Annotated in this window: 26 protein-coding genes; 9 read left to right on the forward strand and 17 right to left on the reverse strand. The window is 45.2% G+C overall.

Annotated features, from left to right (window positions below; genetic code table 11):
* Nucleotides 1-26: 26 nt before the first annotated feature.
* Nucleotides 27-1,820 carry a cation:proton antiporter gene (locus J4N37_RS19355; RefSeq protein WP_252043142.1) on the reverse strand — a complete coding sequence of 598 codons (1,794 nt, stop codon included), beginning with the start codon at nt 1,818-1,820 and terminating at the stop codon, nt 27-29.
* A gap of 489 nt (nt 1,821-2,309) precedes the next feature.
* Here J4N37_RS19355 and J4N37_RS19360 point away from each other — a divergent pair, with 489 nt between their 5' ends.
* Nucleotides 2,310-5,039, forward strand: coding sequence for a DUF2339 domain-containing protein (locus tag J4N37_RS19360; RefSeq protein ID WP_252043143.1), 2,730 nt, complete (start codon nt 2,310-2,312; stop codon nt 5,037-5,039).
* A 245-nt stretch (nt 5,040-5,284) separates the two neighbouring features.
* Here J4N37_RS19360 and J4N37_RS19365 read toward each other — a convergent pair whose 3' ends face one another.
* The 12 genes from J4N37_RS19365 to flgB are packed head-to-tail and all read right to left on the reverse strand — an operon-like array spanning nt 5,285 to nt 15,282.
* On the reverse strand, nt 5,285-6,325 hold the full coding sequence (locus J4N37_RS19365; RefSeq protein ID WP_010450844.1) for a hypothetical protein: 1,041 nt from the start codon (nt 6,323-6,325) through the stop codon (nt 5,285-5,287).
* 17 nt (nt 6,326-6,342) lie between these two features.
* On the reverse strand, nt 6,343-7,242 hold the full coding sequence (gene flgL, locus J4N37_RS19370; protein ID WP_038883782.1) for a flagellar hook-associated protein FlgL: 900 nt from the start codon (nt 7,240-7,242) through the stop codon (nt 6,343-6,345).
* Between the two features lie 13 nt (nt 7,243-7,255).
* Entirely contained in the window at nt 7,256-8,629 is a 1,374-nt protein-coding gene (gene flgK, locus J4N37_RS19375) for a flagellar hook-associated protein FlgK (protein WP_010450840.1), read from the reverse strand.
* On the reverse strand, nt 8,630-9,187 hold the full coding sequence (locus tag J4N37_RS19380; protein ID WP_010450838.1) for a rod-binding protein: 558 nt from the start codon (nt 9,185-9,187) through the stop codon (nt 8,630-8,632).
* An 11-nt stretch (nt 9,188-9,198) separates the two neighbouring features.
* Complete coding sequence (locus J4N37_RS19385; RefSeq protein ID WP_010450836.1) at nt 9,199-10,320, reverse strand: flagellar basal body P-ring protein FlgI; 1,122 nt, start codon at nt 10,318-10,320, stop codon at nt 9,199-9,201.
* Nucleotides 10,320-11,009 (reverse strand): flagellar basal body L-ring protein FlgH, encoded by a 690-nt coding sequence (flgH, locus tag J4N37_RS19390; RefSeq protein ID WP_171357472.1) that lies wholly within the window; start codon nt 11,007-11,009, stop codon nt 10,320-10,322. Before flgH ends, J4N37_RS19385 begins: the two co-directional genes overlap by 1 nt.
* Before the next feature lie 11 nt (nt 11,010-11,020).
* Complete coding sequence (flgG, locus tag J4N37_RS19395; RefSeq protein ID WP_010450831.1) at nt 11,021-11,806, reverse strand: flagellar basal-body rod protein FlgG; 786 nt, start codon at nt 11,804-11,806, stop codon at nt 11,021-11,023.
* Nucleotides 11,807-11,830: 24 nt separating this feature from the next.
* Nucleotides 11,831-12,562: a flagellar basal-body rod protein FlgF gene (flgF, locus tag J4N37_RS19400; RefSeq protein ID WP_010450828.1), complete on the reverse strand. Its 732-nt coding sequence runs from the start codon at nt 12,560-12,562 to the stop codon at nt 11,831-11,833.
* A gap of 11 nt (nt 12,563-12,573) precedes the next feature.
* Nucleotides 12,574-13,773, reverse strand: a complete 1,200-nt coding sequence (gene flgE / locus J4N37_RS19405) for a flagellar hook protein FlgE (protein WP_010450827.1) — start codon at nt 13,771-13,773, stop codon at nt 12,574-12,576.
* Between the two features lie 26 nt (nt 13,774-13,799).
* Complete coding sequence (flgD, locus tag J4N37_RS19410) at nt 13,800-14,483, reverse strand: flagellar hook assembly protein FlgD (RefSeq protein WP_252043144.1); 684 nt, start codon at nt 14,481-14,483, stop codon at nt 13,800-13,802.
* The gene (gene flgC / locus J4N37_RS19415) at nt 14,483-14,917 is read right to left on the reverse strand and encodes a flagellar basal body rod protein FlgC (protein WP_010450822.1); all 435 of its coding nucleotides are present in this window, start codon (nt 14,915-14,917) and stop codon (nt 14,483-14,485) included. Before flgC ends, flgD begins: the two co-directional genes overlap by 1 nt.
* Nucleotides 14,918-14,919: 2 nt before the next feature.
* Nucleotides 14,920-15,282 carry a flagellar basal body rod protein FlgB gene (gene flgB, locus J4N37_RS19420; RefSeq protein WP_010450820.1) on the reverse strand — a complete coding sequence of 121 codons (363 nt, stop codon included), beginning with the start codon at nt 15,280-15,282 and terminating at the stop codon, nt 14,920-14,922.
* A 171-nt stretch (nt 15,283-15,453) separates the two neighbouring features.
* Between flgB and flgA the strand changes: the two genes are divergently transcribed.
* From flgA to J4N37_RS19440, 4 genes are all read left to right on the forward strand, one after another.
* Entirely contained in the window at nt 15,454-16,158 is a 705-nt protein-coding gene (flgA, locus tag J4N37_RS19425) for a flagellar basal body P-ring formation chaperone FlgA (protein WP_010450818.1), read from the forward strand.
* A 163-nt stretch (nt 16,159-16,321) separates the two neighbouring features.
* Complete coding sequence (gene flgM / locus J4N37_RS19430; RefSeq protein ID WP_010450816.1) at nt 16,322-16,603, forward strand: flagellar biosynthesis anti-sigma factor FlgM; 282 nt, start codon at nt 16,322-16,324, stop codon at nt 16,601-16,603.
* Between the two features lie 22 nt (nt 16,604-16,625).
* Nucleotides 16,626-17,063, forward strand: coding sequence for a flagellar export chaperone FlgN (gene flgN / locus J4N37_RS19435; RefSeq protein ID WP_010450813.1), 438 nt, complete (start codon nt 16,626-16,628; stop codon nt 17,061-17,063).
* Nucleotides 17,044-17,787, forward strand: coding sequence for a lytic transglycosylase domain-containing protein (locus tag J4N37_RS19440; protein WP_100085126.1), 744 nt, complete (start codon nt 17,044-17,046; stop codon nt 17,785-17,787). Before flgN ends, J4N37_RS19440 begins: the two co-directional genes overlap by 20 nt.
* 662 nt (nt 17,788-18,449) lie before the next feature.
* Here the strand turns inward: J4N37_RS19440 and J4N37_RS19445 are convergent.
* On the reverse strand, nt 18,450-18,968 hold the full coding sequence (locus tag J4N37_RS19445; RefSeq protein WP_252043145.1) for an NUDIX hydrolase: 519 nt from the start codon (nt 18,966-18,968) through the stop codon (nt 18,450-18,452).
* 260 nt (nt 18,969-19,228) lie between these two features.
* Between J4N37_RS19445 and J4N37_RS19450 the strand changes: the two genes are divergently transcribed.
* The gene (locus J4N37_RS19450; RefSeq protein ID WP_010450807.1) at nt 19,229-19,489 is read left to right on the forward strand and encodes a putative hemolysin; all 261 of its coding nucleotides are present in this window, start codon (nt 19,229-19,231) and stop codon (nt 19,487-19,489) included.
* Between the two features lie 259 nt (nt 19,490-19,748).
* Nucleotides 19,749-20,426, forward strand: a complete 678-nt coding sequence (locus J4N37_RS19455; RefSeq protein WP_010450804.1) for a hypothetical protein — start codon at nt 19,749-19,751, stop codon at nt 20,424-20,426.
* Nucleotides 20,427-20,441: 15 nt separating this feature from the next.
* On the opposite strand, the gene J4N37_RS19460 is transcribed toward J4N37_RS19455, so the two are convergent.
* A complete protein-coding gene (locus J4N37_RS19460; RefSeq protein ID WP_045390893.1) occupies nt 20,442-21,278 on the reverse strand; it encodes a YdcF family protein in 837 nt (278 codons plus the stop codon).
* Between the two features lie 144 nt (nt 21,279-21,422).
* Between J4N37_RS19460 and J4N37_RS19465 the strand changes: the two genes are divergently transcribed.
* Complete coding sequence (locus tag J4N37_RS19465; protein WP_017817330.1) at nt 21,423-22,793, forward strand: L-serine ammonia-lyase; 1,371 nt, start codon at nt 21,423-21,425, stop codon at nt 22,791-22,793.
* A gap of 374 nt (nt 22,794-23,167) precedes the next feature.
* Nucleotides 23,168-24,643 (forward strand): peptide MFS transporter, encoded by a 1,476-nt coding sequence (locus J4N37_RS19470; protein ID WP_045390889.1) that lies wholly within the window; start codon nt 23,168-23,170, stop codon nt 24,641-24,643.
* Between the two features lie 80 nt (nt 24,644-24,723).
* Here J4N37_RS19470 and J4N37_RS19475 read toward each other — a convergent pair whose 3' ends face one another.
* Complete coding sequence (locus J4N37_RS19475; RefSeq protein WP_286036629.1) at nt 24,724-25,995, reverse strand: Nramp family divalent metal transporter; 1,272 nt, start codon at nt 25,993-25,995, stop codon at nt 24,724-24,726.
* A 224-nt stretch (nt 25,996-26,219) separates the two neighbouring features.
* A complete protein-coding gene (locus J4N37_RS19480) occupies nt 26,220-26,459 on the reverse strand; it encodes a VPA0252 family protein (protein WP_009705043.1) in 240 nt (79 codons plus the stop codon).
* Between the last annotated feature and the right edge of the window lie 95 nt (nt 26,460-26,554).

Here is a 26,554-nt window from a genome sequence, read left to right on the forward strand (position 1 = left end):
AGTGGCAGTTCTAGATGTCATTTAGGCTATTGAGTCTCGACGGATTGAATAAGCGCCACCACCGTGCTGGTTGTAGGTGGAGTGAACTGTTCCGGATCATCACAGAATTGAATTTTACCTTTCTCTTCAACATGAAAAAGCGGAATCACCAAATTGTCTTTGTGGTGCTCAAGGTAATCTTGGTAGGTAAAGCTCTCACTCAACTTAGTGTGTTTGATTTCTGCACCTTGGCTCAGCAAACTCGCCATTTGGGTATAACTGACGTTGCCGCCCATCAATAATTTGCCGTGATACTCTTCTGCAACCGAGTGTTTTTCATTGCCGTTAGATTTGGTTTTCTGTAGGCAATGTACTTTATCTTCGCCGAACTCGCCGACAAATTGCATACACGCCATAATGTTGAAGTGTTGGTCTGGCGTCAGTGCCACCACTTGCCCAATGCCAATTAGATTCAAGTTGTCATCAGCATGGCTAGAGATCGGGTTACCGTAGTAATGGTCTAGGCCCAGCATGCGAACTTGGCTAATGTAGTCCCAGTTTGAATCGGTCAGCAGAACTTTGCGATCGTATCGCGCCAGTGCTTTACCTATCTCTTGCGCGACTCGGTTTGCACCAATCAATAAAAAACCTCTTGGTGCAGGCTCAGCCACACCCAACGCTTTAGCCATAGGACGCGCCGTGGCACTTTGTAGTACCACCGTACCGATGATCACCATGAAGGTCATTGGCACCAACAGCATGGCTTCTGAAATACCATATTCCGTCAGCTTGATAGCAAACAGGGATGAGATGGACGCCGCCACAATACCGCGCGGCGCAACCCACGAGAGGAACAGCTTATCTTTGAAGGTTAAGTTACTGCGAATGGTTGAAGCGAAAATCGAAAGTGGACGCGACACCAGCTGCATGAAAACAAACAGCAACACTGCACCGCTACCAAGCGCAGCGAAATCATCAAGACTGATGCGTGCCGCTAGGAAGATGAACAACCCAGTGATCAACAAGATGGTTAAGTGCTCTTTAAAATGCAGGATTTGCTGAATATTGATGCCCTTGGCGTTCGCCAGCCACATGCCCATCACAGTAACCGTCAGTAGACCTGCTTCCGATTCCATTTGGTTAGAAATCGAGAACACACCGAGCACGACCATCAATACCGCAAAGGGCTGAAGGTATTCCGGCAGCCAAGCTCTGCGCAAAACAGTAGACACCGCAGCGCCAGAAGCGACACCGAGGATCAAGCCCACCGCAATGATGGTGCCAAACACTTCAACGCTGTTAACGGCATTGTGCGAGACAATAAACTCGTACACCATCACCACAAACAGCGCGCCCAATGGGTCGATCAAGATACCTTCCCAGCGCAGAATATTGGCGAGTTTGGAACTTGGGCGCACGGTTCTCAGCAACGGCACAATCACCGTTGGACCAGTCACGACGGTTAAACTGGCGAACAAAATCGCAAGCTCCCAAGTAAAATCTAGGAAATAGTGCGTCGCCACACTGGTGGCTACCCAAGAGATGATCGCGCCAACAGACACAATGCTCCACACCGAACCGCTCACGCCACGAATCTCTTTAAAGTTAAGGGTTAAACTGCCCTCAAACAGAATCACCGCCACCGCGAGAGAGACTAAGGGGAAGAGTAAATCCCCGAGAATGTCGTCTGGACTAAGCCATTGCAGGATCGGCCCGACAATGATCCCCGCCAACAGTAAGAACAGAATGGCTGGTAAGCGCATTCGCCACGCTAACCACTGACAACCTAAACCTATTACTCCAACCGCCGACAGCACCAGCGCTTCGTTGCCCACTTGCATTTATCATCACCTAATTTGTTATTGTTCTGGTGAGCTTTCGCCCAAAACCGATTAACTCTATAAAAAAGATTAGTTTAGAGTGAACGCTCCGCCAGTTTTCGTTCAAATATGCGACTCTCTCTCAAAATTATCGGTCTGTGTTGTATACCCAAGTAACCTCGAGATGCTCGGTTCAGCGAGAATGACTGGGTTTGTAGACGCGGCGGCGATTTAAAGGTCTAGCGGGTCTAAATCAAGAATCGACAACAAAGTATACAAGCCCAGTCAACTCGCCCTTTGGGAGCGTGTCATTGACCCGATTGCTGCGTCAAACAACTTGGAAAGAGCGGGCTATTACGCTACGTTGTTTTCCTTGAACTCGAATCAATGACAACGCTCTGAATCCTGCATCTTGAAGTCACTTGGGTATATATCCCGTTAGCTTGGCACACAGTGAACTAAGCTTAGCTAAGTTGCTCAAAGTTAAGGATTCTGAAACAAGGACAGGGAGTGCAGCAGTTGTTTATCTCATTGGCGGTTATCTTGGCGGTTTGCGCCTTACTCATCACATTGAAAGCAGTCGGTCGAATATCGAGGCTCGAAGACGAAGTGTCTCAGCTTCATAAAGAACTGGCAGAACTGCGCGCGCGTTGGTTTGAGAGAGAGACACCGCCGACTCCAGAACCCGAGCAACACGCTTCTCAACCACAACAGGCCTCGCCAGAACAACCCGCACAACCTAGTGCTCCAACGCTTAAATCAGGTCCAGAGCCAACATTGGTTTCAGAGCCTACCTCTGCGCCTCTAACAGCCAAAGAAGTACCACCGCCAATTGTCGAGCCGAGCCTCCCGTCACTCGATGAAGTGCACATCGGTGGTCTGGCGCAAAGCAGTGAATCCGTATTTGAGAAACAAGCCAATAAACTGCTGACCAACATCCAAGAAAACTGGTTGGTTTGGGTTGGCGCGCTCGCCATGTTGATTGGTGGTGGTTACCTTGTACAAGTGATTGGCAGTCACATTGAGTTCTCACCAATCATGCGCGTGACCATCGCATTCTCCATCTCTCTCGCTACCGTGATAGCAGGTGAATGGTTCCATCGCCGCGAGCAGAAATCCCCAGACCGAGCAGAACGAGCGAAAGGCTTTACTTACGTTCCTGCCGCCATTACCGGAACAGGGTTAACTGGCATCTACTGCACGGTAATCTTTGCGTTTGTCTTCTATCAACTCTTATCGCCGAGTGCATCGCTGGTAATTTTGGCAGGCGCGGCATTTTCGAGCTTAGCGCTTTCTCTACGCCAAGGTCCTTTGATGGCCGTACTCGGCTTAATCGGTGGTTATTCAGCACCACTTTGGATTGGCGGTGCAGAGCCCAACTATTACCTACTCGCTGGTTACATAACTGCAATTTCAGTTGCCGCAACGCTACTGATGCAAAAGATCCGACACGCTTGGATTTCACCATCGATTACCGTGCCGCATGTTTTGTGGATGTTGTTGCTGATTGAGAGCATGCCGATAGAGCAACTTTTCTCGTGGCTTGCGATCTTCCTTTCTCTGAGTTTGTACCTGCTGTTTGCGATACCAAGAATGGGTTGGATGCTCAAACCGCGTTATCGTCATTGCCAAGGCAGATGGATGCATCCACCGACAGGTATTGCTCTCGCGATGACATTATTAGTGCTGTCGGCATTAGCTCGCATGTCTAGCGTTGATACCGCTGAGATGATTTACTTCTATGCCTTCTTTACTGCCATGATTTGGCTACCCGCCATTCGTAAAACTTGGTCATTAAGAGTCTATCTACCATCGATATTGGTGCCTTCTACCGCGATCATGCTGCTTTCTATTGCGCTTGAATCTATCTACATGGCTGAAGGACAAACGCCAGTACTGCTCGCGCTCGGCATCAGTATTGTGTTGATTGCATTGCGAACATTATTCCAGACACTCGCAGGTGACCGCTCTCAACTGACAGGTATCCTCTTCCTTGTGCTCGCCCCTGCGATGACCTTGATTACCCTGCTCTACACTTACGAGTTCATGAGCGGTCATGTTCTAGGTTGGACGCTCTTCACCGCCGTGATTGCGGTTTACTACGCCTTACTTGGACAAAGGTTCAAAGCGCTGGCACTGGAATGCTCAGCCATCATGCATGCCATTATTGCCGGAACGGCTTTTGTCTGGCTGAATGATACGTGGCTCACGACTGCTATTTCGATTCAAGTGGCGGTTATGGCGTTGCAGACTCAAGCCAATGTTTTCCGCCCAGCGAATTGGGCAGTGAAAGTCGCCATGGGCATCTTAGTCGTACGTCTTACGCTGTTACCGTTTATTCCAGAGTGGCAACCTGTCAATGCGGGACACTGGGCTTGGGTGTTGATCAGTTACCTGCCGTCGTTGGCAATTCTTGCTTACGCTCGCACTGTGTTACATCGCTCAGATACAGAACTCGCCAATTGGTTTGAAGGGGCGTTTTTACACGTGTTCTTGATGGCGGTCTTCACCCAAACCAACTACTGGCTCACAGGGCAATACGGTTACCTGGGCTACATCGATTTCACTTCGGCGATTGTGTTTGCTAACCAAGCATTAGTGATGGGGTTGGTTTACAGCTATCGCAGCCAGTTTGCGCAGCAACTAGAGCGCGTTTATCAAGCTTACAGCTATCTACTTTGGGGCGCTTTTGTTGTGCTGATGATGTTGCTCAATAGCCTTGAATCACCGTTGATGGTCAATAATGTTTCCGCGGAATCCATGCCTGTGTTCAACATGCTGTCTCTTGGCTGGTTACTGCCTGCGATTGTTTTGCTAGTAACCACTTACAAGCGTTGGAACACGTTGCAGATCCCTCGCCCTGTGGTCGCCAGCTTTGGCCTAATCTTGGCAGCCATTTGGTTAGGTATGTCGATTCGCCAGTTCTGGCAACCTATCTCGATGACGCTCGCTCAGCCGACTGGCATGGCAGAGCTGTTTACTTACTCAATTGCTGGTTTGATTGTCGGAGGCTTGCTGACTTGGGTTGGCGCAACCCGCAAAGCAATGACGATTCAACGCATTGGTTTAGCCGTGTTGGCGTGCGTCGCGCTTAAGGTGTTCCTGTGGGATGTTCGCTCATTGGATGGCTTCTGGCGTGCGATCAGCTTCTTGGGCCTAGGTGCATCACTGATTGGATTAGGATGGTTATTCCAAAAACTCCATCGCTCGGTCGCAGAACCTGCCGAGCACACGGAATAGAGTTCAAGATAAGAAAGAGATTCCCGACTCCGCTCCTTTGTCGATGTCGGGAATGACCCACAAGAACATTGAGCGGATGAAAAATATAAAACAAAATACACACCACAACCGTCATTCCAGAACAGATGAACGAAAGGGCTATAATCTCTTTTAATAACGATCTAGAAAGGTGATACCCAACTCTTTTCTAATTTTTGAAATCACACATAAAACCGAGAAGGGAATCTTGCTGTACTCTTGATAGGTTATTTCAACAGTGCCACTACAGTATGCCGACGCACATTTGCTTGTGCATTAAGTGCTTGGAAAGTCGATGTAAATTGATCAGATGATGCTAAAAAGCTATCTAATGTACTGTTTACTTTGTCCACTGGCAGTACTTTTGCCTGGCTTTGGATCGACTGCATCTGGGTTTGAAGCTCGCCATGAAATGACTTAGCTTGATCCAAACTGCTATGTACGTGTTGCAGGTGCTTATTAACCTTAGCAATAGACTGTTTGATGCCATCGCGTGAACCCAAATCAAAACCGAGCTCTGTTATACCATCGGGCTCAGCTTTTAAACTCAACGTATTTGCCTGTCCTGCAGGGAAACGGTGCCCCTCACCAGTAACAAACACACGCTGTTGCATTTGGCTATATGCTCCCTCTCTAGCCTCGAATAAGATCGTTCCGTCTTCGGCAAGCGATGCGCGCATGCCCATAGCAATTAAACTGCGATCGAGCATTTTTACTGTGCGATTCCCATCGGCTTGCCCATCGAATTGAATCATTACTGACTGACCTTGCGGAAAATCTAAACGAATCTGCTCTGGCTTTTCACTCAACCTATGAACATTTAACCCTGGAATTGAAAAACGGCGAATATCAGCTCTATCAAGTTTTAGATTAAGTTCGTTGTCTACTACTTTTTTACCGTCAAACCTAGCTTGTTCGAGAGCGATATGTAAGTTCTGTTTTGAACGACTTAAGTTGTCCTGTAAACCCGATACATTTTGAGCTCCCACATTCAAGGCTTGCGACAGATGTCGCTTGATCGAGGTAAGCTCTTTGCCAATAACTTGCAAAGACTTAGACGCAATTTGCACCGACGTCGCTTGTTGCTGCCCTTGGGTCAGTAGTACCCCAGAAACAGAATAGGCTGACGTCGTGCCAGCCTGAGAGGGTTGTGGTCGCGGTGTTATCTTACTGCTAGAGTCCGCTGACCGAGTTGGCATGATAGAGGTCTGTTCTTGACCACCTAGTCGAATACTATGCGGCCTAACCTCTACTGTGCTCATTACCATAAAAAAACTTCCTAACCTTATAGACGGTCAAACAAATTAAGATCGTTGATCTTCACGTAACTCGCTTGGGTCGCTTGTAAAGCTGCAAGATAGTTACTCAAACGCACAGAAGCCTCACCATAATCTAACGCGGAAAGGTCACTGCTCACTTTATCGACAAACAGTTTATTCTCTCCGTGAGCGCTATCAAGGAGGTCTAAATTGTTGTGACGACCACCAATCTCTGTCATTGCTCCTAGAACATTGGCAGATGTATCATCTATGACTTGAAGTGTTGCGTCTACTGTTGCTCTAAAATTAGGACTCGGAGTCTCAAATTCCGCAATTAGTGCATCAATTTGGTTGAGTACATTATTACCACCACCCAGCTCTAGTATGTCCTTGGCGGTCATATTCGATTCCATTGTAACGCCCTTGGCAACTGTCACGACACGCTTATCACCGTTACCATCGACAACATAAGTACCACCAGCACTGTTAATTGCTGGAGTATCTGTCTTCGTCCCTGAGAACAGATAATGACCTTCTTCATCTTGAGCGTTAAATGATGACTCAACGGAATCTCGTAAACTCTTAAGCTCCGTAATCATGCCATCACGGTCAGCATCCGTTAGTGAACCGTTCGCTCCCCACAATACAAGATCACGAATACTTTTTAAGCTCTCATTCACCGAGTCTAAGTGCGTTTCTTGACTAGAAAGAGTGGTTTTGACGTTAGCAATATTGGATTGATATTGGTTAATAGCGCTACCTTCTCGCTCAAGATTAAGCAATTTAATCGAAGCCATCGGGTCATCTGATATTTTTGTCAAACGCTCGCTTGTCGACATTTGTTGCAGCACTTTGCCGAGGCCCGCATTATTACCTTGCAGGCTTTGTAACATCATTTGACTAAACTGATTGTCACTAATTCGCATCATTATTTCCTTTCTAGAATAACTGCAACACGGAATCGAAAAGCTCATTTGCAGTGCTAATCACTTTCATATTCGCGTTATGAGCATTGGCAAATGTCATTAGGTTTGCGGCTTCTTCATCACTGTTTACTGCGCTCACATTATCTCGTGCAGCATGAGCCTGTTTGTTTACCGTTAGTTTGGCATCAAAGTCTGCACTTGCTTGGCGAGCTTTAATAGCAGTCTCACCAACCATAGCTGTAAACGCATCATTTAAACTTAAAGAACCGTAGCCAGTGATAGCAACGGGCTTGTTACTCAGCTCTATGACGCTACTCAACACATCTGAATTACCTGGTGTTCCATCACTAGAGAACGCCAACTCATCTGGCTGAATATCTGTAACAGTTAGACTAGCGGAAGGGTTGGCGGGGTCATAACTAAAGAGGGGCTTACCCGCGTTGCCATTCAAGTCCTTTCCTGTAGCCAAGATCGTATTAAATTCATCGGCCAGAGATTTCGCCATATCATCGAGAGCCACTAAATTTGGCTTTAATACATCATTTTGGTAATCCGTAATGGCACCTAGCTTGCCGCCTACGGCTCCTGATACAGCAAAGTCTTGCTTCCCAAATTCAACATTCAAAGTCGCCATATAAGGATCTGCTGGATCTGGCGTGGATTTGATCTTCCCTGCTTCAGACCCCATGACTAGGGGCTGTCCGGAGGCTAAGGTAACTTGGATTGTGCCATCAGGTTGATTCGTGGTCTTTACTTCGATCACTTGTGATAGTTCACCAATCAGAGAATCCCTAGCATCCATAAGATGTGCAGGATTCCCTCCGGTTCCCTGCATTTCAGTGATCTGCTTGTTAACTTGTGCGATGTTACTAAGTAGGCTATTCGCATGTGACGTCGCCGCGGTTCGCTGATCACTCATATCTTTATGTTGATTATGCAGTGACTCAGTTAAGGTATTAAAACGACGCGAAAGCGCTTCCGATTCATTAATGATCTGCTGGCGGTATGGGATAGACTCAGGTTTTACTGTCGCATCATTCAATGAAGCAAATAATGTATCTAAGCCTGCTGAAACGCTAAAGCCATCTGCAGATAACGTATTCTCTAACAAACTCATACTAACCGTATAGTTTGAAGCGTAGCCTGCCAAACTATTGGTGGACCAAGTCTGTTTCACTAAAAACTGATCCGCAACACGTCGGATGCTCGTTACTTCAACACCAGCTCCCGGGCTGAGACGATCATAGGCTCCCGCGCCGACTGACGCATTAACCGCTTGCTGACGACTGTAGCCAGGAGTATTAATATTGGCAACGTTTTGAGCAGTCACATCCAGTGCAACTCTGTTTGCATTTAAGCCTGATAGTGCAATATTAACCAGGTTCATCTACAGCTCCACTTTTCGATTAAGTGGCTGAGAAAACGCCGTTGTCATCCCAGCCTCACTTAGTACTTGTCTTACTGAGGCGACCGCTTCAGTTGAAGAATTAAGAGCATCATCCATTTTTAGGGCACCATCTTGATAAAGTTGTGATGTAGATTCCGCTTCTTTCAATCCCATAGTTTGGAACTTAATATCATTTGCAGAGCCAACCGCTAACGCCCCTCTGAGTTCAACTTCGCGCATTGAAGGGCTCAATTGTTGCACTAACATATTTGCGATGCCTGAGTTTTGTTTTTTCGCTAGTTCAATGGCGAGTTGGCCATCGTACATGTCTCGAAAAACCCCTTGCTGCTGACTTGAAAAAGGACTGTCTTTATCTGCTATAACATCGCTACTGCTGCGCATTTGACGCAGTACCATTTGCAGGAACATGGCTTCAAACTGGCCTGCTACCGCTTCAAGCGTCGCTTCATCATCATGACTATTTTTGATTTTATTTAGCGCACTATTGTCGTGATACAGTACATTCGATAGTTGATTTTGGTCATTATCTAACTTCATTTTGATTCCCCTTAGATGACGACTAGCTCGGCATTGAGTGCACCCGCTTCATTTAGGGCCTGTAAAATTGACATCAAATCAGTTGGCGTAGCACCTAGGCTATTTACAGCGTTAACAATCGTGTTCAATTCAGTGCCCGGAGGCCAAATCACCATTTGAGCTTGCTCTTCATCAATGTCGATTTGAGTTTGATCAACCACTTTAGTTTCACCATCAGCAAACGCATTTGGTTGGCTCACTTGCTGTGATTCTGAAATACGTACTGTGAGATTGCCATGACTGACAGCAGCTTCACCCACCTTGACGTTCTTACCAATCACAACAGTACCAGTACGTGAATTGAAGACGATTCGAGCTGGCTTTCTTCCCTCTACAACACTCATTTCTTCCAACATGGACATCATGACTACACGTTGCTGAGTATCCATAGGCGCACGCATTTCCACTCGCGCCTTACTAATAGCTTTCGCGACATTAGGACCAAAAGTACTATTGATTTCGCGAGCTATGTTTTTCGCTGTAGTAAAACTTGGTTTGCGTAGATTGAGGGTAATCTCTTCACGTTCATTGAAATCAGTAGCAATCTCTCGTTCCAGCGTTGCACCGTTAGGAATACGACCCGCCGTTGGAATATTAATGTTGATTTTGGAGCCACTTTTTCCCTCAGCTGACAACCCGCCTACCACAACATTCCCCTGCGCGACCGCGTAAACCTCACCATCAATGCCGCGTAGTGGCGTCAATAGTAGGGTGCCACCACGTAGGCTTTTAGCATCGCCTATAGACGAGATAACTACATCTAAGGTTTGACCTGGGCCAGCCATTGGGTCTACTGATGCCGTCACACTCACTGATGCGACGTTTTTTAGCTTGGGGTTCATGCTGTCATCAATTTGTACTCCAAATTGGCGCAACATATTCGTGATTGATTGGGAGGTAAATTTAACTTGGTTACGGTCACCTTGCCCATTGAGGCCAACCACTAGGCCATAACCCACCAATTGGTTTTGACGTATGCCTTGCACATCCACCAAATCCATCAAATTAATTTCTGTTTCCGCTTGAGTCGTAGTCACAACTCCTAAAGACAACACCATTAGGAGTGAAGATAAAAAGGCTCTGTGTTGTTTCATTAGAATGGTACCCAAGGGCTATTAAAGAACTGAGTCAACCAACCCGCAGCATTGCTATCAGCCAATGCGCCACGGCCTGAGTATGTGATTCGCGCGTCACCGATTCTCTGAGATGACACTTGGTTATTTCGGCTGATATCATCAACCCGGATAATACCGCTCAAACGAATAAACTCGTCACCTTGATTGAGTCGTAACCACTTTTCACCGCTAATTCGAAGCACACCATTTGGTAATACTTCATGAACTGTAACGGTAATTGCCCCTTGCAGTTTATTACCTTGAGAGCTAGAAGCGCTGCCATCAAAACTTCGGCTTCCATCAATGCTGACACCCAACTCATCAATAGTTTTAGTGCCTATGGTCGGGGCAGCAAAATTAACGCCAGACTTCTTACCAAATTGAGTGCCAGCCTTTTTGCTCGACTCCGTTTCTTCAGACAAAAGAACCGTAAGAATATCCCCGACACGATAAGCACGACGATCTTGGAAAAGCGTCATCGTATATTGGTGACGATAAAGACTACCGGACTTGGCTTCTGGTAACGTGTAGTCTAATTTTGGCGGCGCATACTCTTCACTGTCTGGAGAGGGAGGTACAAATTCCTGCCTTCCAGCACAGCCAACTAACAACACCGCGATTAAGACCCAAGCTTGGGAAAGCGTTTTTATTGCTTTGTCTTTCATCATCACCACATTACTTACATTGATTGTGCGACAAACTTCAGCATGTCATCAGCAGCAGATACAACTTTAGCGTTCATTTCGTAAGCACGTTGTGTAGTGATCATATCAACCATTTCTTCAACCACTTGTACGTTAGAGCCTTCTAATGCACCTTGCTTAATGCTACCAACACCATCTTCACCGGCAACGAGTTCATCAGCAGCACCACTTGCTTCTGTTTCTTTGAACAGGTTTCCGCCTACCGCTTCTAGACCAGCAGGGTTAATAAACTTCGCCAGTGTAATTTGACCAAGTTGCTGAGGCGTTGGATCATCAGCGCTTACAGAGGTCACTGTGCCATCAACACCGACCGAAATAGCCGCGGCATTGTCTGGAATCTGAATTTGTGGCTCTAACGGCAAACCTTGGCTATTCACCATCAAACCTTCAGAGTTGATATGGAATTGACCATTTCTGGTGTACATGATTTGGCCATCAGAGTTTTCGATCTGGAAAAAGCCTTGTCCCATAACCGCTAGATCAAACTGCTGGTTAGTATTCTGCGTGTTGCCCTGAGTAAACACTTTTTGTGTGCCCACAACACGAACACCAGAACCCAATTGAACACCACTTGGTAGCTCGTTAACTTGGTCAACTTGTGCACCTGGCTGGCGTTGAATACTGTAGAACAAGTCTTCAAACACAACTCGGTCACGCTTAAAGCCGACTGTGTTGACGTTTGCAAGGTTGTTCGAGATGGCAGTCATTTTGGTATCTTGGGCTGCCATGCCTGTTTTACTTACCCATAATGCAGAGTGCATTGCTTATCTCCTTGGGAGGCGAATTTATCTCGCCGCCATTAATTTGTTGCCGGCCTGAGCTAGAGTTTCAGCGGTTTTCATCATGCGAACTTGCATTTCAAAGTTTCGCGTCAATGACATGACATTAAGTAATTCATCAATCGCAGACACGTTGCTACCTTCTAGATGTTCAGGGGCGATTTGTACCGTTTCATCGACTGGGAATGGGCCACCGTCAACATTGTGCAAAAGGCTGTCACTCTCTTTCTGTAACTGCCCTTGCGGTGGATTTACCATTTTCAGAGTGCCAACTTCTAGTTCAGCACCACCACCTGGTGGTGTAACTGACACTCTTCCTCGTTCACTGATTTCTACTTTTTGATAGTCAGGCAACACGAGAGGACCGTTTTCGCCGAGCAAAGGAAAGCCATTGATACTCATAGCACCAAAAGTGTCGACTTTGATATTACCCGCTCGGGTATAAGCTTCTTCACCGCCAGGAGTTTCAACAGCAAAAAAGCCATCTCCTCGAACTGCGATATCAAGTGGACGACCTGTTTTAATCAAGTCTCCGGCATCAAAACGAGTTGAAGCAGAGTTAGTGACGACCATTGTTCGACCGTCAAAACCAGCGCCTTGCACTGGAACACTCTGCACTCTTTCCATATCTGCACGAAAACCTGCAGTATCAGCATTTGATAAGTTGTTGGAGCGTACATGCTGAGCTTTTAGTACTCGGCTAGCTCCCGATGTCGCAGTAAATAACAAGCTATCCATATCAGACCTCGTTAAACAGCGTTAAATAAGGCTTGAGTCAGCTTGTCACTGGTCGAAATGGTCTTTGCATTTGCTTGATAGTTGCGTTGAGCCGTCATTAAGCTCACTAACTCGTTAGTCAAATCGACATTTGAACCCTCCAAGGCACCAGGAGTTAAACTACCAAGAACACCTGTACCAGGAACACCAATCGCAGGAGAGCCTGACCCAAAGCTTTGAGTCCAAGCAGTGCCACTAACCTTGTTTAGATCTTGAGGGCTTGCAAAATCAGCCAGAACCACTTGGCCTTGTAGAAGAGACTGTCCATTCGTGTAAGTTGCGTAAACCTCACCATTATCTTCAACACGAACACCTGTTAATTCACCTGATGCATACCCATTAGGGTTGTTTGTGCTTACGCCAAAAGCCGCACCAAACTGAGTTGTACCTGCTAAATCAACATCGATGCTCATATCCTGTGCACCAGGAGCTTTGAATGCAATATTGAAAGGAGCGGTAGGTGTTGCTAATTTACCTTCAGTGTCAAAAGTAACCGTCTGCGCCGTGGTGGGAGCAGTCAAAGCTGTCGAGCCACCATCAACTTGAATGTTCACTTGCCACGTATTATCCGCGGTTTTAGTAAAGTACTGAGTTACTGTGTGGGAGTTACCCAACGAGTCATGTACTTTTGTTGTGTACGAAGAACTGAAAGTCTTGGGATCTTTTGAATCGAAGGCCGCGGTAATAACTGGAGAAGTCGCATCAAAGTTAGCAACAAAATCCATTTTATCAGTCGCTTTTGCGCCCAAAGAAGCGTTAGAAATTTTGATGTCACCAACAGTACCTGACATAAGCTGGTTATTACTATCGACACTGTAACCTTGCAGCTTTGCACCGTTGTTAGCGACAACATAATTGTTTTTATCGGGAGCAAAAATACCGGCGCGAGTGTACAGCGTTTGCCCAGAAAGGTCTTTAGTCACAAAGAAACCATTACCATTTATAGCAAGATCCATTGCACGGCCTGTACTGGTCACTGTGCCGTTCTTATCAAAGTTCTGCGAAATTGATGCCACTTCAACGCCACTAGCTTGCATACCACTGTATACTGATGAGAACTCGGTTCGAGCCCCCTTAAAACCGAATGTCGATGCATTCGCAATGTTGTTACTGATCGTATTCAATTCCGAGTTAGTAGCATTTAAGCCACTTAGTGCAATATTAAAGCTCATAACTGACCTATATTTTCCTTATTGGGTTAAGCACCAAACTGAGAGATTTGATAAAACGGGACGCTACCGACACCGTCAACTTTAACTAGAGCTGCGCCACCAGTACTTGGGATGCGCACCTGTTCGACTTTTCCTGCTAGCAAAACATTTGGGCTAGCCTGACCTTCTTCTACTTCAACTGAGACCGAATATTTGCCTGGCTTTAAACCGAGCTTTTCTGGATCTATAGAAAAGTCCACGTCCCCAGCAGCATGTGCACCAAGTGGCACTTTTGTTTTTTGACCATACTCATCTTTAACGACAAGCGTGACTTGATTCGATGCATGACCTAACTCAATCCGTCCGCTTTGCACGCCATCATTAAGCTCAAACTCGTTTGAAGAGACATAAACTGTTTGGCCTACCAAACCAGCGGTAGATAGCACCTGCATGTTATCGAGCAATACCATGCTGTTTTGCATCAGGCCGGACATGTTCTCCATACTCTGAACTTGCGAGAATTGTGCTAACTGGCCCACATATTCGGTTCCGTCCAATGGATTAAGAGGGTCTTGGTTTTGAATTTGCGCGACCATCAGAGTAATAAACTCATTCTCTAATGAAGCAGGATTGCTTGTGTCCCTAGGGTTGTTAGCAACAGCAGAAGTGTCATTTGAAGCCAATGACACGGGAGTGTCTGCGGATAGTGCAGTATATTGTGCAAGACTCATTAGCTGCCCTGCCCTAGCTTAAGCAAACCTTGTTGCATGCTTTTCACATTGGCAAGAACTTCAACGTTAGTTTCAAAACTACGCGTTGCAGACATCATATCTGCCATTTCTGCCACAACATCAATATCAGGGTAGTAGACGTAACCTTCGTCATTTGCTAGAGGGTTATGAGGTTCAAATCGCTTTTCTGCCTGGCCAGCACTTTGAACGACGTCAACAACACGCACTTCTGCATTCGGGTACGCACCGTTTTCTGTTGCCATTTGAGTTTTGTTGTAAACCGTGGCAAAAACAGGTTTTAGTGCTTTATAAGCATCATTTGGGTTAGCGGACACCGCATCCGCATTCGCCAAGTTACTCGCAACGGTATTCAATCGCACGGTCTGTGCATTCATCGCCGAGCCAGTGATTGAGTAAATATCAGTAAATGACATATTTAACGTCCTTCAATTGCTTTCGCCAGTCCGTTAAATTTCATATTCAGAAACGTCAAACTGGTTTGAAAGTCCATATTGTTTTGGGTGAACTTTGCCTGCTCTACACCAAGTTCCACCGTATTCCCATCTTTACTATTTTGGTACGGCACCGTGTACTGTGTTTGAACCTGAAACTTTGGAATCGGCTTGTTTACACCCCCAGCGCTCATTTGGCTCATAACAGTGGTAAAACTTAAATCTTTTGCCAGGTATCCCGGGGTATCAACATTTGCTAGGTTACTGGCGAGTACTTTGGTACGCTGAACACGGAAGTTAAGTGCGTCTGGGTGAACGCCTAGAGCACTATCAAATGTGATCGCCATTCAAGTTTCCTTTAAGTCGTTGTAATTCTGACAAATAAGAAACAAAATACATGCCAACAAAATAAAGCTTATTAATCAATGCATTATACAGACGAACGGAAATCAAACTTCCGCATTACGGAAGAAAACAATAGGACTAGGAAGCGAAAGACGAGGATGTTTCCTAATATAATGGCTCTGACAGTTTTGGGGCTTTCTTTCACCCCAAATATAGCCATAGGATCATCTAATGAAGGCATCGTTAGACAGCATGTTTCTGCTCAGTTTGAACAAGAAGTAACGCGATATGCCAATAATGCGGGATGGGGTAACTATCAGCTGAATTACGATTTATGGGTACCAAAATCAGTAAACCATTTACCTGAGTGTAGCCAACCACTCGTCATTTCAGCGCGAGATCACCAATCACAACCTGTTGGTAACCTAAAGCGCTCAGTTAGTTGTGATGACTTAACAAGTAGCTGGCGTATAAACGTAACTATAAAGTCGCGCGTGTCTTTAGATGTCGTTGTAGCGAACAACACCGTTGACCGTGGCTCCCTGATATCTGCTGCCGACCTAAAAATCGAACGTAGAACACTCTCAAAACAAGACAGCTTTTTTACCAAAATCTCAAAAGTCAGCGGCAACGAAGCAGCAAGACGAATTCGCAGTGGTCAGTTGCTAAGTCAGAGCAACGTTGAAACACCAGCATTGATTGAAAAAGGAAATGAGATTGTCTTGATAGCCACTAAAGATGGGTTTAAGGCAACAACAAAAGGCATCGCGCTAGAAACTGGCTACCGAGGAGAGCAAATCGAGGTTCAAAATAAAACTTCAGGTAAAGTCGTACACGCCATTGTTACTGGGCTAAACCAAGCACACACACAATTTTGATTTTGGACTCCAGTTATCAATTTTAAGCAAGATTGCTCGTAAATACATAAAATACGTTTCAAGATGCAAAGGTTTTGAGCACAAAAAATCATAAATTTGATTTAACCATCGTCAATCTATGGTCGCCTAAGTTCAATAGAAGACGATGATTGAGGATTACAAAATGAAAATCGATAAAGTTGCCGGCGGACATGTACCGCATACAAGCTTACAACAGACAACAAAAAAGCCTCTTGAAGCACCAGTAAGAGCTCAGGTTCAAGAGCACAGTTTCCAAGCCGACACCTCTGCTATCGATAAAGCTCAAAAAGAGATGGCCTCTCTTCCTAATGTTGATATGGAAAAGGTGGAACAGATTCGTAGCGCCTTAACCAAAGGCGAGTTGAGCCTAGATACCAAGGCTTTATCGAAAGCACTAATGCAGTTCCACACTGGTCACGAATAAACCGACTAATGAGGAAATTTGCATGGCTTCACCGACGTCTCAGTTAATTCAAACATTTGTGAAAAGCATCGCAGTTGACATAAAACTCTACCAAGAGTTATTAGTGCTTCTTCAAGAGCAAGCTTCAATCTATTTAACGTTTGACAGTGAAGCATTAAATAACAATATCGCGAAACAAATGCCAATCCTCAATCAGCTCGGTGCCAATGCTACAGAAAGAAGTCTGTGCATGAGAAAGCTACACCTCCCAACGAATGAACAAAGTGTGCAACGTATATTTAATGCGCTTCCTGCAAAACTGAACGTCAAAGCCAGAGCTCAATGGAATACTCTTGAGGGTTTAATTAAGCAGTGCCAAACGTTTAATCAACGCAATGGACAAAGCTCCGCGGCGTTTCATGAGCTAATGAATCAACTCAAACATCCTGTTCAACATACCTATGAAGAACACACCTTCTAACGTCAGTTTGATTCGCCCGCTCTCATTGCAACCATTCCTACACCGAAGGGCGGGCACTTTTTTATTCATAGCAAGTTTGCTTATCTCTCAAGTCGTCTACGGCCAACCTCGCGCTCAAGCGATCCAGCAGCAATTAGCCCTCCTTCAACCCTATCAAGAGCAAATAAACAATCGCCTTACACACTCTCAAATGCTTGTTGGGCACATTGCCGATCGTTTAACGAAGAAATCATTACCTAAATCTTTGATTCTCATTCCTATGCTTGAATCATCTTATAACACCCAAGCAGTATCTCACGCTGGTGCAGCTGGTTTATGGCAGTTAATACCATCTACCGCTAAACGTTTTGGATTGAGAATAGACGCAACGAAAGACGAAAGATTTAACCCTCATGAAAGTACAGATGCAGCACTCGATTATTTAGCCTTTTTGTACAACAAGTTTGGTGAAGACCTTGCCCTTACCTTAGCGGCATATAACGCAGGGGAAGGGCGTGTTGACAGAGCAATACGGCAAGCTAAAACTAATCAATATTCATCATTAACATTACCAACGGAAACCACTCAATATGTTGCGCGATTTTATGCATTGAACCAGATCGTCAATTTAGGAGAAGTGATCCCCCAACGACTGAAGTCGTTTGCTTTGTTCGGCTCCAACTTTACAGCCAATAATCAACCATTAGTCGACTTAAAACCTCTTCCGCCGTTAATCAACCTATAGTGCTATATACCCAAGTAATCTCGAGATGCTAGGTTCAGCGAGAATGACTGGGTTTGTAGACGAGACGGCGATTTAAAGGTCTAGTGGGTCTAAATCAAGAGTCGACAACAAAGTATACAAGCCAAGACCCTTACTATTTGCAAAGAGTGCCCTTTGGGAGCGTGTCATTGACTCGAATTTTTATTAAACCAATGGCTGCGTCAAACAACTTGGAAAGAGCTGGCTATTACGCTGCGTTGTTTTCCTTGACCTCGAATCAATGACAACGCTCTGAATCCTGCATCTTGAAGTCACTTGGGTATACATCTTGTAATTTTATATTTTGTACATGCGTATATTCCAACTCGTGATCTTGGTACAAACATGTTCAAAAAAGTTACGGTATCTTATCTCGAAAGTAAGAATTAGCAGTAGTTAGACTCAAAGTACACAGGTTCTAGCAGTTGGCTTTATGATATCTGTCACTATAGCGATGTAATTGGTGTGTAATCCATCAGGTTAGACCTAATAATTATTTACATAATGAATATAAAACAGCTATTGTTTTTAGAAGTAGATAACTCAAGATGACGCTTCGCTTGCGCGTCTGGAATGAGTCCGGGTTCCGGGGGGGAGCTCGGACTTTTTTATTGGGCGGGGTTTATAGCGTTAGTCGGTGTAATTTACAGCAGCTCTTTTGCGATCAACTGAAGTAAATACGTTTCGCGCTCGATACTCATTCCCTTTTTAGGGCTTTCTGCCATCGTCTTTTCATTATGCGCAATCGCATCATGTACATTCATCCAAACTGGACGCATGCCGTTTTTCACTTCGTAATCTTCATAAGACGTTTCACCTAGCTCACGGTCAATCTTGCACGTGTAGCAGTAAGACGTCATGTGCATCACATCCGCATCGTCTTTGAACCAAGGACGAAACTCTTCAAAGATGCCAAATGGCTTAATATTGTGAATGTTCTTCGCACCAGTCTCTTCTTCGAGTTCACGAACCAAACCTGCAATCACGTCTTCACCTTCATCAATACCACCACCCGGCAGGGTGTAATCGTGGTAACGCTCTGTGTAAAGAAGCAGGACATCTTCACCGTCTAATACAATGGCGCGCGCCGCATTGCGTTGGAAGATGATTTTGTCATCCAGATGTTCGATATCTGGGTGCGTGGTGGTTTTCAAATGTCTCATCGCAGATTCCGCTGTGAATGTTTTGCGCGCATACTACCGAAATTCATAACTATTCCCAAGTTTCAATTTGAGCAAGACTACAACAATGCCACCTAAGATAACCTTGAGATACATGGGTATCCAGACGAACAGTGAGCAAATTCTAAAATTGCACAGAATTCCCTTTCAAGCGTCGTGTTTTTAACAAACATAAGACAGTATTTTTCTTAAACTCTCCTATAATCAACACACTACTCGTAATTCCCACGCGGAGATCAAGAATGAAAAAGGCGGCTTTAGTAACGGCAGTGGCGGCAGCAACGGTGCTGGCAGGTTGTTCTACTTATGAAGGTGCAACTCGCTCAAACGAATACACATCAGCAGCAAACCCAGCAGCAGTGTACTGCGTGCAGCAAGGTGGTGAACTAGATACAGTGACAGAAAACGGTGAACGCGTAACTTACTGTCTATTGTCTGAAAATGAGCGTGTTGAGCAGTGGGAATATTACCGTAAAAACCACAAAGAAAATGCTGAGTCGTAATGGTTAACATTTACGCAATCTAAGATTACACAATTCACAACAAAGGAGCTTCATGCTCCTTTTTATTTTCTCTAAATATTCAAGATTTCTGACACTTAGCCCTTTATTTATCAGCCTTACCGCATAGCGACACCATATCGAACAGCGTTTTATTTCTGACATTTCCCTGACATTACTTTCCACTTGGGCAATAAAATCTCTCGCGCAAATCACGAAATTTCACGTTTTTTCCACATTTTTATTGGAGCGGGTGGCCAGGATGAAAACAGATACTGTCAAACAAACTAAATCGGCACAATCCAACATTGTTAACGCACACTCAAAAATTACTGAAGAATCAAAACGCGTTATCTACAAATCGATGTTGAGTGCATTGACCATCATTGCGATTAGTATTCTAGTGAACCTGAGTATTCGCGTAGATTACGTTTTACTGGGCTCTGGGCTCGGTGAAGCTTCTATAACTCAAACGTTACAGCTAATTATGCTCGCTTGTGCTTCTTGGTCGTTTTACCATGTTTCCAAGCAAGACGCTCACTTATCACACGCCGCGATCCTTATCTCTGGCTTTTTCGCGGTATTGATGATTCGCGAAATGGATTACTGGTTCGACATGATTCACCACGGTTCTTGGGTCTTCCCTGCTCTTGCACTCACTGCACTGGCTTGTGCGAAAGCGTACCAAGGCGGTAAAGGCACGGTGAACGAAATGGCAACCATTCTACAATCACCTTACATGAAGCTACTTATCGGCTCGGTGATCTTGTTGTTAGTGTTCTCTCGCCTGTACGGCATGGGTAGCTTCTGGCAACACGTAATGGGCGAGCACTACGTACGTGATGTGAAAAACATCTCGGAAGAAGGTATGGAGCTACTGTGTTACAGCCTAATCGCGCTAAGTGCCGTACGCACACGTCGCGAACTTAAGCGTCAGTAAGTTGAAGTGGCTTAACTAGCCATTCGCTTCGGGGTCAAGTTGCAGGTTCAACGTCGTTAATATCGGATGAAACACTGCTAACGCTTGCTCTGCTGCAACCACTGAATCATCAAAGGCCGTCATTTCGATGGCCTTTTTCATATCTGCAATTTGCCCTCGCACTTCAGGCTCTAAATCGAGCGCTTGAAGCTTTTCTATCGCTCCAAGAGCAATGGCTAAAGGCTTTGCTCGCACCTCAACGAGTTCACGTTCAAAGGCACCGCGCTTAACTCCCTCTAGATACACGCGGTAAGTCGTGAGTTCATCAAACAACAAAAACGCTCCCGCTAAAACACCTGCATTAGGGTAAGGCACACTCACATGATGTGAAAGGTCGAGTGGAATATTGAGCTTTACTCCCATGTCCGCACAGCGCGACTTCAATACGCGCAATAAGCCTTGTTCATCCATTAAGGTTTGAATCTCGATGATGCGCTCTAGGTGATAGTCATTGGAGAGTAAAGTGACTTCAATGGTTTGCCCTGTTTCGCAAAGGCCACTCCTCAATAATTCCGCAGCAGCATTTTGCATGTTCTGCACCGTATTGAGTGAGCGATTCTCGATGATGACCTGCTGCTCAGGAAAATCGATTTCCCTAGCCTTGGCTAACTGGCAAAAATAGCGGTACATCGCATCCGCTTCTGAAACGGTTTGTCCTTGAGTCACACCGCCACAAAAAACCAAGGCAGTCGTCTCAAAGCAAAATTCGTTTAAAACATTCAACAGCGCTTCCACGCGTGATCGGCCTTCAGCACTTAACTGATCGTGCACTAAGCGCTTACCTAGAATGATCACTACCTTGTTTAACTTCATTACCCAGATCTCAATTACTCATACTTTAGCGAACAATTTGTATACAAAAATTTGCTTTGCCAATACTCTTTCAGGCATTAACATCTAATTAACAATGTCGTTCTAGAGACCTGAACAAAGGTCCGCAGAGAAAGGAAGTCAATTATGCTGTCGATTTTCGATATTTTTAAGGTCGGTGTCGGTCCATCCAGTTCCCACACCAATGGCCCAATGCTCGCAGGTTACCATTTCACTCAATTACTTAGCGACTCTATGGCGAAAGTGCACAAGGTGCAAGTTGACCTTTACGGTTCTTTATCGCTGACTGGCAAAGGCCACCATACAGACCGTGCTACCGTCTTAGGGCTAATGGGTAATAAACCCGACACTATCAAGATGACGAGCGCGAAAAGCGCGCTACAACATACCATTGAACACGGCACGCTCTCTGTCGCAGGTGTTCATGAAATCGTGTTTAGTTATGAGCACGATATCGTCTTCCACAGCGATAACCTTCCTCTTCATGAAAACGGCATGACCATCACGGCTTTTGATGCTGCTGGTGAGCAAGTGGCGTTTGAAACTTACTATTCCATCGGTGGTGGCTTTATTGCCACTGCTGCCGAGCTAGAAAACGGTGGCAATGAGGCAGAAATCCAAGTTGCTTATCCTTTCACGTCTGCTGACGAGATGTTAGAAAAAGCAGAGCAAAACGGCTTTAGCTTAGGGGGGATGATCCTTCAAAACGAATTGGCTTTCCGTGAGCAAGAAGAGATCGACCAAAAAGCAGAACAGATCTGGAAAGTAATGTCGTTGTGTATGCAACGTGGCTTTGACACCGAAGGCATTCTTGAAGGCGGGTTAAACGTCACACGCCGAGCGCCTAACCTACTCAAAAAGCTTGAAGCTAACGCAGCAGTAGAAAACGATCCAATGGAGATCATGGATTGGATAAACCTATTTGCTTTCGCAGTAAGTGAAGAAAACGCGGCTGGCGGTCAAGTGGTTACATCACCAACCAACGGCGCAGCTGGCGTCATCCCCGCGGTACTCATGTACTACCATCGTTTCATCAAAGAGCTCGACAACAAACAGCTGAAAGACTTCTTAGCTGTGGCTGGGGCGATTGGTATCTTGTACAAAACCAACGCTTCGATTTCTGGTGCAGAAGTCGGATGCCAGGGAGAAGTCGGCGTTTCTTCTTCTATGGCAGCAGCAGGTTTAACCGCACTGCGTGGTGGCAGCAACGAGCAAATCTGCATTGCTGCTGAGATTGCTATGGAGCATTCGCTTGGCATGACTTGTGATCCAATTGGCGGTTTGGTTCAAGTTCCGTGTATCGAGCGAAACGCGATGGGCGCAATGAAAGCCATCAATGCATCACGCATGGCGTTAAAACGCACTAGCAAATGTCTTATTTCATTAGATAAAGTTATCGAAACCATGTACCAGACAGGTAAAGACATGAACAAGAAATATCGTGAGACATCGCTTGGTGGACTCGCGGTGATTCATATGGCTCCACCATGCGAATAGCATACTTTATATCAGTTTTTGCTAATTAATATTTTTCATTGTTGGCGGACAATATTCCGCCAACGCCTTTGTTCGTGTATAAAAATCAGCCTGCCTTTCGCTTCTCTTCATTCTGCTTATTAATTCAGCGACTTTTCAAAACCTTAAAAAACACAAAAGAATAATAGTCTTATAAATTGTTATTTTTTAGTCATTTATTCACATAATTTTCAGTTGATCTAGAACAACACATTAGCGAGGCAAACGTTTCGCATTAGAAATTTTAGTGCATTAATTTCGTTTTATGCGACAATTGTTTCAATATGTAACATAGCGTTTAAGTAACATTTAACAGAAATAATAACTACCTTTCTCGCAATAGTGAGTATTTAATTATGTGGAATAAACTAAATAAATCTATGATGTTCTGCCAAATGATGTTTGGCTTATCATTTTACGGCGTGTTAGTCAGTCTGACGCGTTTCTTCTTAGAGGATCTGAATTACAACGAAGCTGATACCATGATGATCGTCGGTGCATTTTCGGCGATTGGCCCCCTATTTGCGATTGCTGGCGGGTTCATCGCTGACAAATTTTTAGGTGCTTACCGCTCTCTATCGATTGCCTTCTTAGCATTCGCATCTGGTTACGCGCTGCTTGTTCTTGGTGCTTCGGCTACCAACGTACCACTCTCTATGTGTGGTATCGCACTAGCAAGCTACGGCCGTGGTTTGATGTCACCTTCCTACCCTAGCTTGTACAAGCGTACCTTCAAGTCTCAAGAAGACTTCGAGAAAGGCTACCCAATCAACTACTCAGTGAACAACATTGGTGCCTTCCTAGGCCAATACTTGTTCCCTATGATTGTGCTGATCATCGGCTTTAATGGTGGTTTCACTATTTCTGCAGTGATGGCTGGCGCCGCATTGGTGATGCTAATTGTGTTCCGCAAAGGCTTGGTTGGCGTGGCTTCTGATCTAGATCGTCAAAGCGTAAGCATGAAGAACTGGATTTTCTTCGCGATCATCTCAGCGGCGATGATTGCACTGGTATTCTTCATGTTCTCTAACATGGATATCGGTCAAAACATCGTTTACGCCATCGGCGGTGCAGCGATTCTTTACTTTGTTTCTTTGATGTTGAAAGCAAGCAAAGCGGAATCATTGAAGATGGGTACCATCCTGATCGTGACTTTCCTTACCACGTGTTTCTTCGTTTATTACGGTCAAATGATGACTTCAATGAACATGGTAGCGATCAACACTCTGAAAGGTTCTCTATTTGGCTTCATCCCTCTAGAGCCTGAAGCAGCAATGGCAATGAACCCACTATGGTGTATGGTTGGTGGCCCTATCGTTGCTGGCTTCTTTGGCATGCTAGAAAAACGCGACATTCACCTATCAACAGCGACTAAGATTGCATTGGCATTCGTGCTAACCGCTATCGCATTCGGCATCCTAACGTTCGCAGTAACAACTGTTGGCGAAGACGTCATCATCATGCCTGAAATCTTCCTTGCGATTCACTTCTTCCAAGCAATTGCTGAAGTTATCGTTGGTTCAATGGTTGTTGCGTTCATTCTATCTGTGGCACCTAAGCACATCGAAAACTTCTCAGTAAGCTTGTTCTCTGTAGCAATCGCGCTAAGTGGTATCGTGGGTGCTGCATTCTCTACGTCTATCGCACTAGAGAAAGGCCAAGAGATCACGCAAGAAATCGTACAACACGTTTACGGTGACTACTTCCAACTGCTGACTATCCTAGCGGTGGTAATGGTGGCTATCGCACTTGGTGCATCGTTCATCATTCGTAAGATGCTTGAAGTAGCAAAACAAAGTGAAGCTGAATTGGAAGTGGTTGAGCAAAACTAATTCTCTCTCAGCATCAAACAAAAAACGGAAGCCAAGTGGCTTCCGTTTTTTTATCGACAGAGAAAGGGAGGGAGAAATCATTAAGCGGTTAAGGTAACCATCAGATAACCGTTGAGTGCCAGTACTAAAGTAACGATAACCATACCTGCGTAAGAGACCCATTTGTTGTTTTTGAACTCACCCATCAAGCGTTCGCTGTTGGTAAAGATAAGCAATGGGATAATCGCCAACGCAATACCAAAGCTCAATACCACTTGGCTCATCACCAAGATATCAGTGGTGTTCATGCCTAAACCAATCACCACAAACGAAGGTGCCATAGTAATAAAGCGTCGTACCCACATTGGAATAGAGAAACGTACAAAGCCTTGCATCACCACCTGACCTGCCATTGTGCCAACGACGGTAGAAGACAAGCCTGAAGCAATCAACGAAACACCAAACAACACAGATGCGGCTTTACCTACCAATGGCGTTAGCGTCATGTACGCTGTTTCAATTTCCGCCACATGTTGGTTGCCTGAGTAATGGAATACGGCTGCGGCCATCGCCACAATCGCGATATTCACAAAGCCTGCAATCACCATCGCAATCAGCACATCAAAGCGAGTGGTACGAAGGCGAGTTTTGGTGCTTTCGCCATAGCTGTTTTTGAACAAAGCAGAATGAAGATAAATCACGTGAGGCATCACGGTCGCGCCTAGAATACCCGCAGCAAGGTAGATTTGATGCGAATCAGTAAAGGTTGGAGTCAGCAAACCTTTCACCATTTCACCGCCCGCAGGATGCGCAAAAAACAGTTCAGCAATGTAGATAACCGCCACCAACATCAAAAGTGAACCAATCACGACTTCTAGCGGTTTTTGACCTTTCTGGTTAAGCATCAAAATCATCACGGTTGCTACCGCAGTGATCATCGCACCTTCCATTAAGCTAATACCAAACACCAACTGAAAGCCGACTGCTGCACCGATAAACTCGGCAAGGTCTGTCGCTATCGCGATGATTTCAGCTTGGATCCAGTAGAAGCCCACCGCCCATTTGTTTGGTAAGTGGTCACGTAGATGCTCTGCTAGGTTTTTGCCTGTGACGATACCTAGCTTGGCGGATAAATACTGAATCAACATCGCCATTAGGTTTGCCCATAGCACTACCCAAAGTAGCTGGTAACCAAATGAAGATCCTGATTCAATATTTGTCGCAAAGTTGCCTGGGTCGATGTAACCAATCGCAGCAATAAACGCCGGGCCTAACATCAGCATTTTGCGTTTGATTTTATTGAATGCCGAAACTTTTGATGTTGTGGCGGCATCTAAATGTATGGATGCATTATTTACCGATACATTGCTCATAGCGATATTCCTCTCTAGTCGATGAGAAGAATCATACGCCCACCCAAATGAGAATCAATATCATTTAGATACACAAAAACGGTAATTAAGATTTCAACAATTAATTTTAAATTATCGATAAACAAAAGCTATCAAAGATTTCTGTTGAATTTGGCTTGCTATTACCCAGAAACAACAATGCCGCGTTAGACGCGGCATTGAAAGCGGGGGATGGTTTCGATTACTTAGTCGCGACGGCCGCGCAATTGAATCGGTTGGTTAGAAGCGTCTGTTTGAATCATCACGCCACCGTAAGTAGCGTCATTACGACCTTTAAGAGTCAGGTTAGAATCCGCGCGCTCCACATTAACTTGGTTTGTTTGGCTAGTAGCCATATCAATGGTACCCGTGTATGAGCCATCGCCAGCGAATGCTACATTCATTGAACAAGCCATTAAGCCTACTAGTGCGATTAGTTTTTTCATACGTCACCTCGATTATTTGTGGTACATCGTTTCGATGAAGAAACTGTAGCAACAGTTCCAAAGTAGCACGAGGAAAACCCGAATTTACCAAATGG

Origin of the sequence: Vibrio sp. SCSIO 43153 (assembly GCF_023716625.1) — a bacterium.
GTDB classification, from domain to species: Bacteria; Pseudomonadota; Gammaproteobacteria; order Enterobacterales; family Vibrionaceae; genus Vibrio; species Vibrio rotiferianus.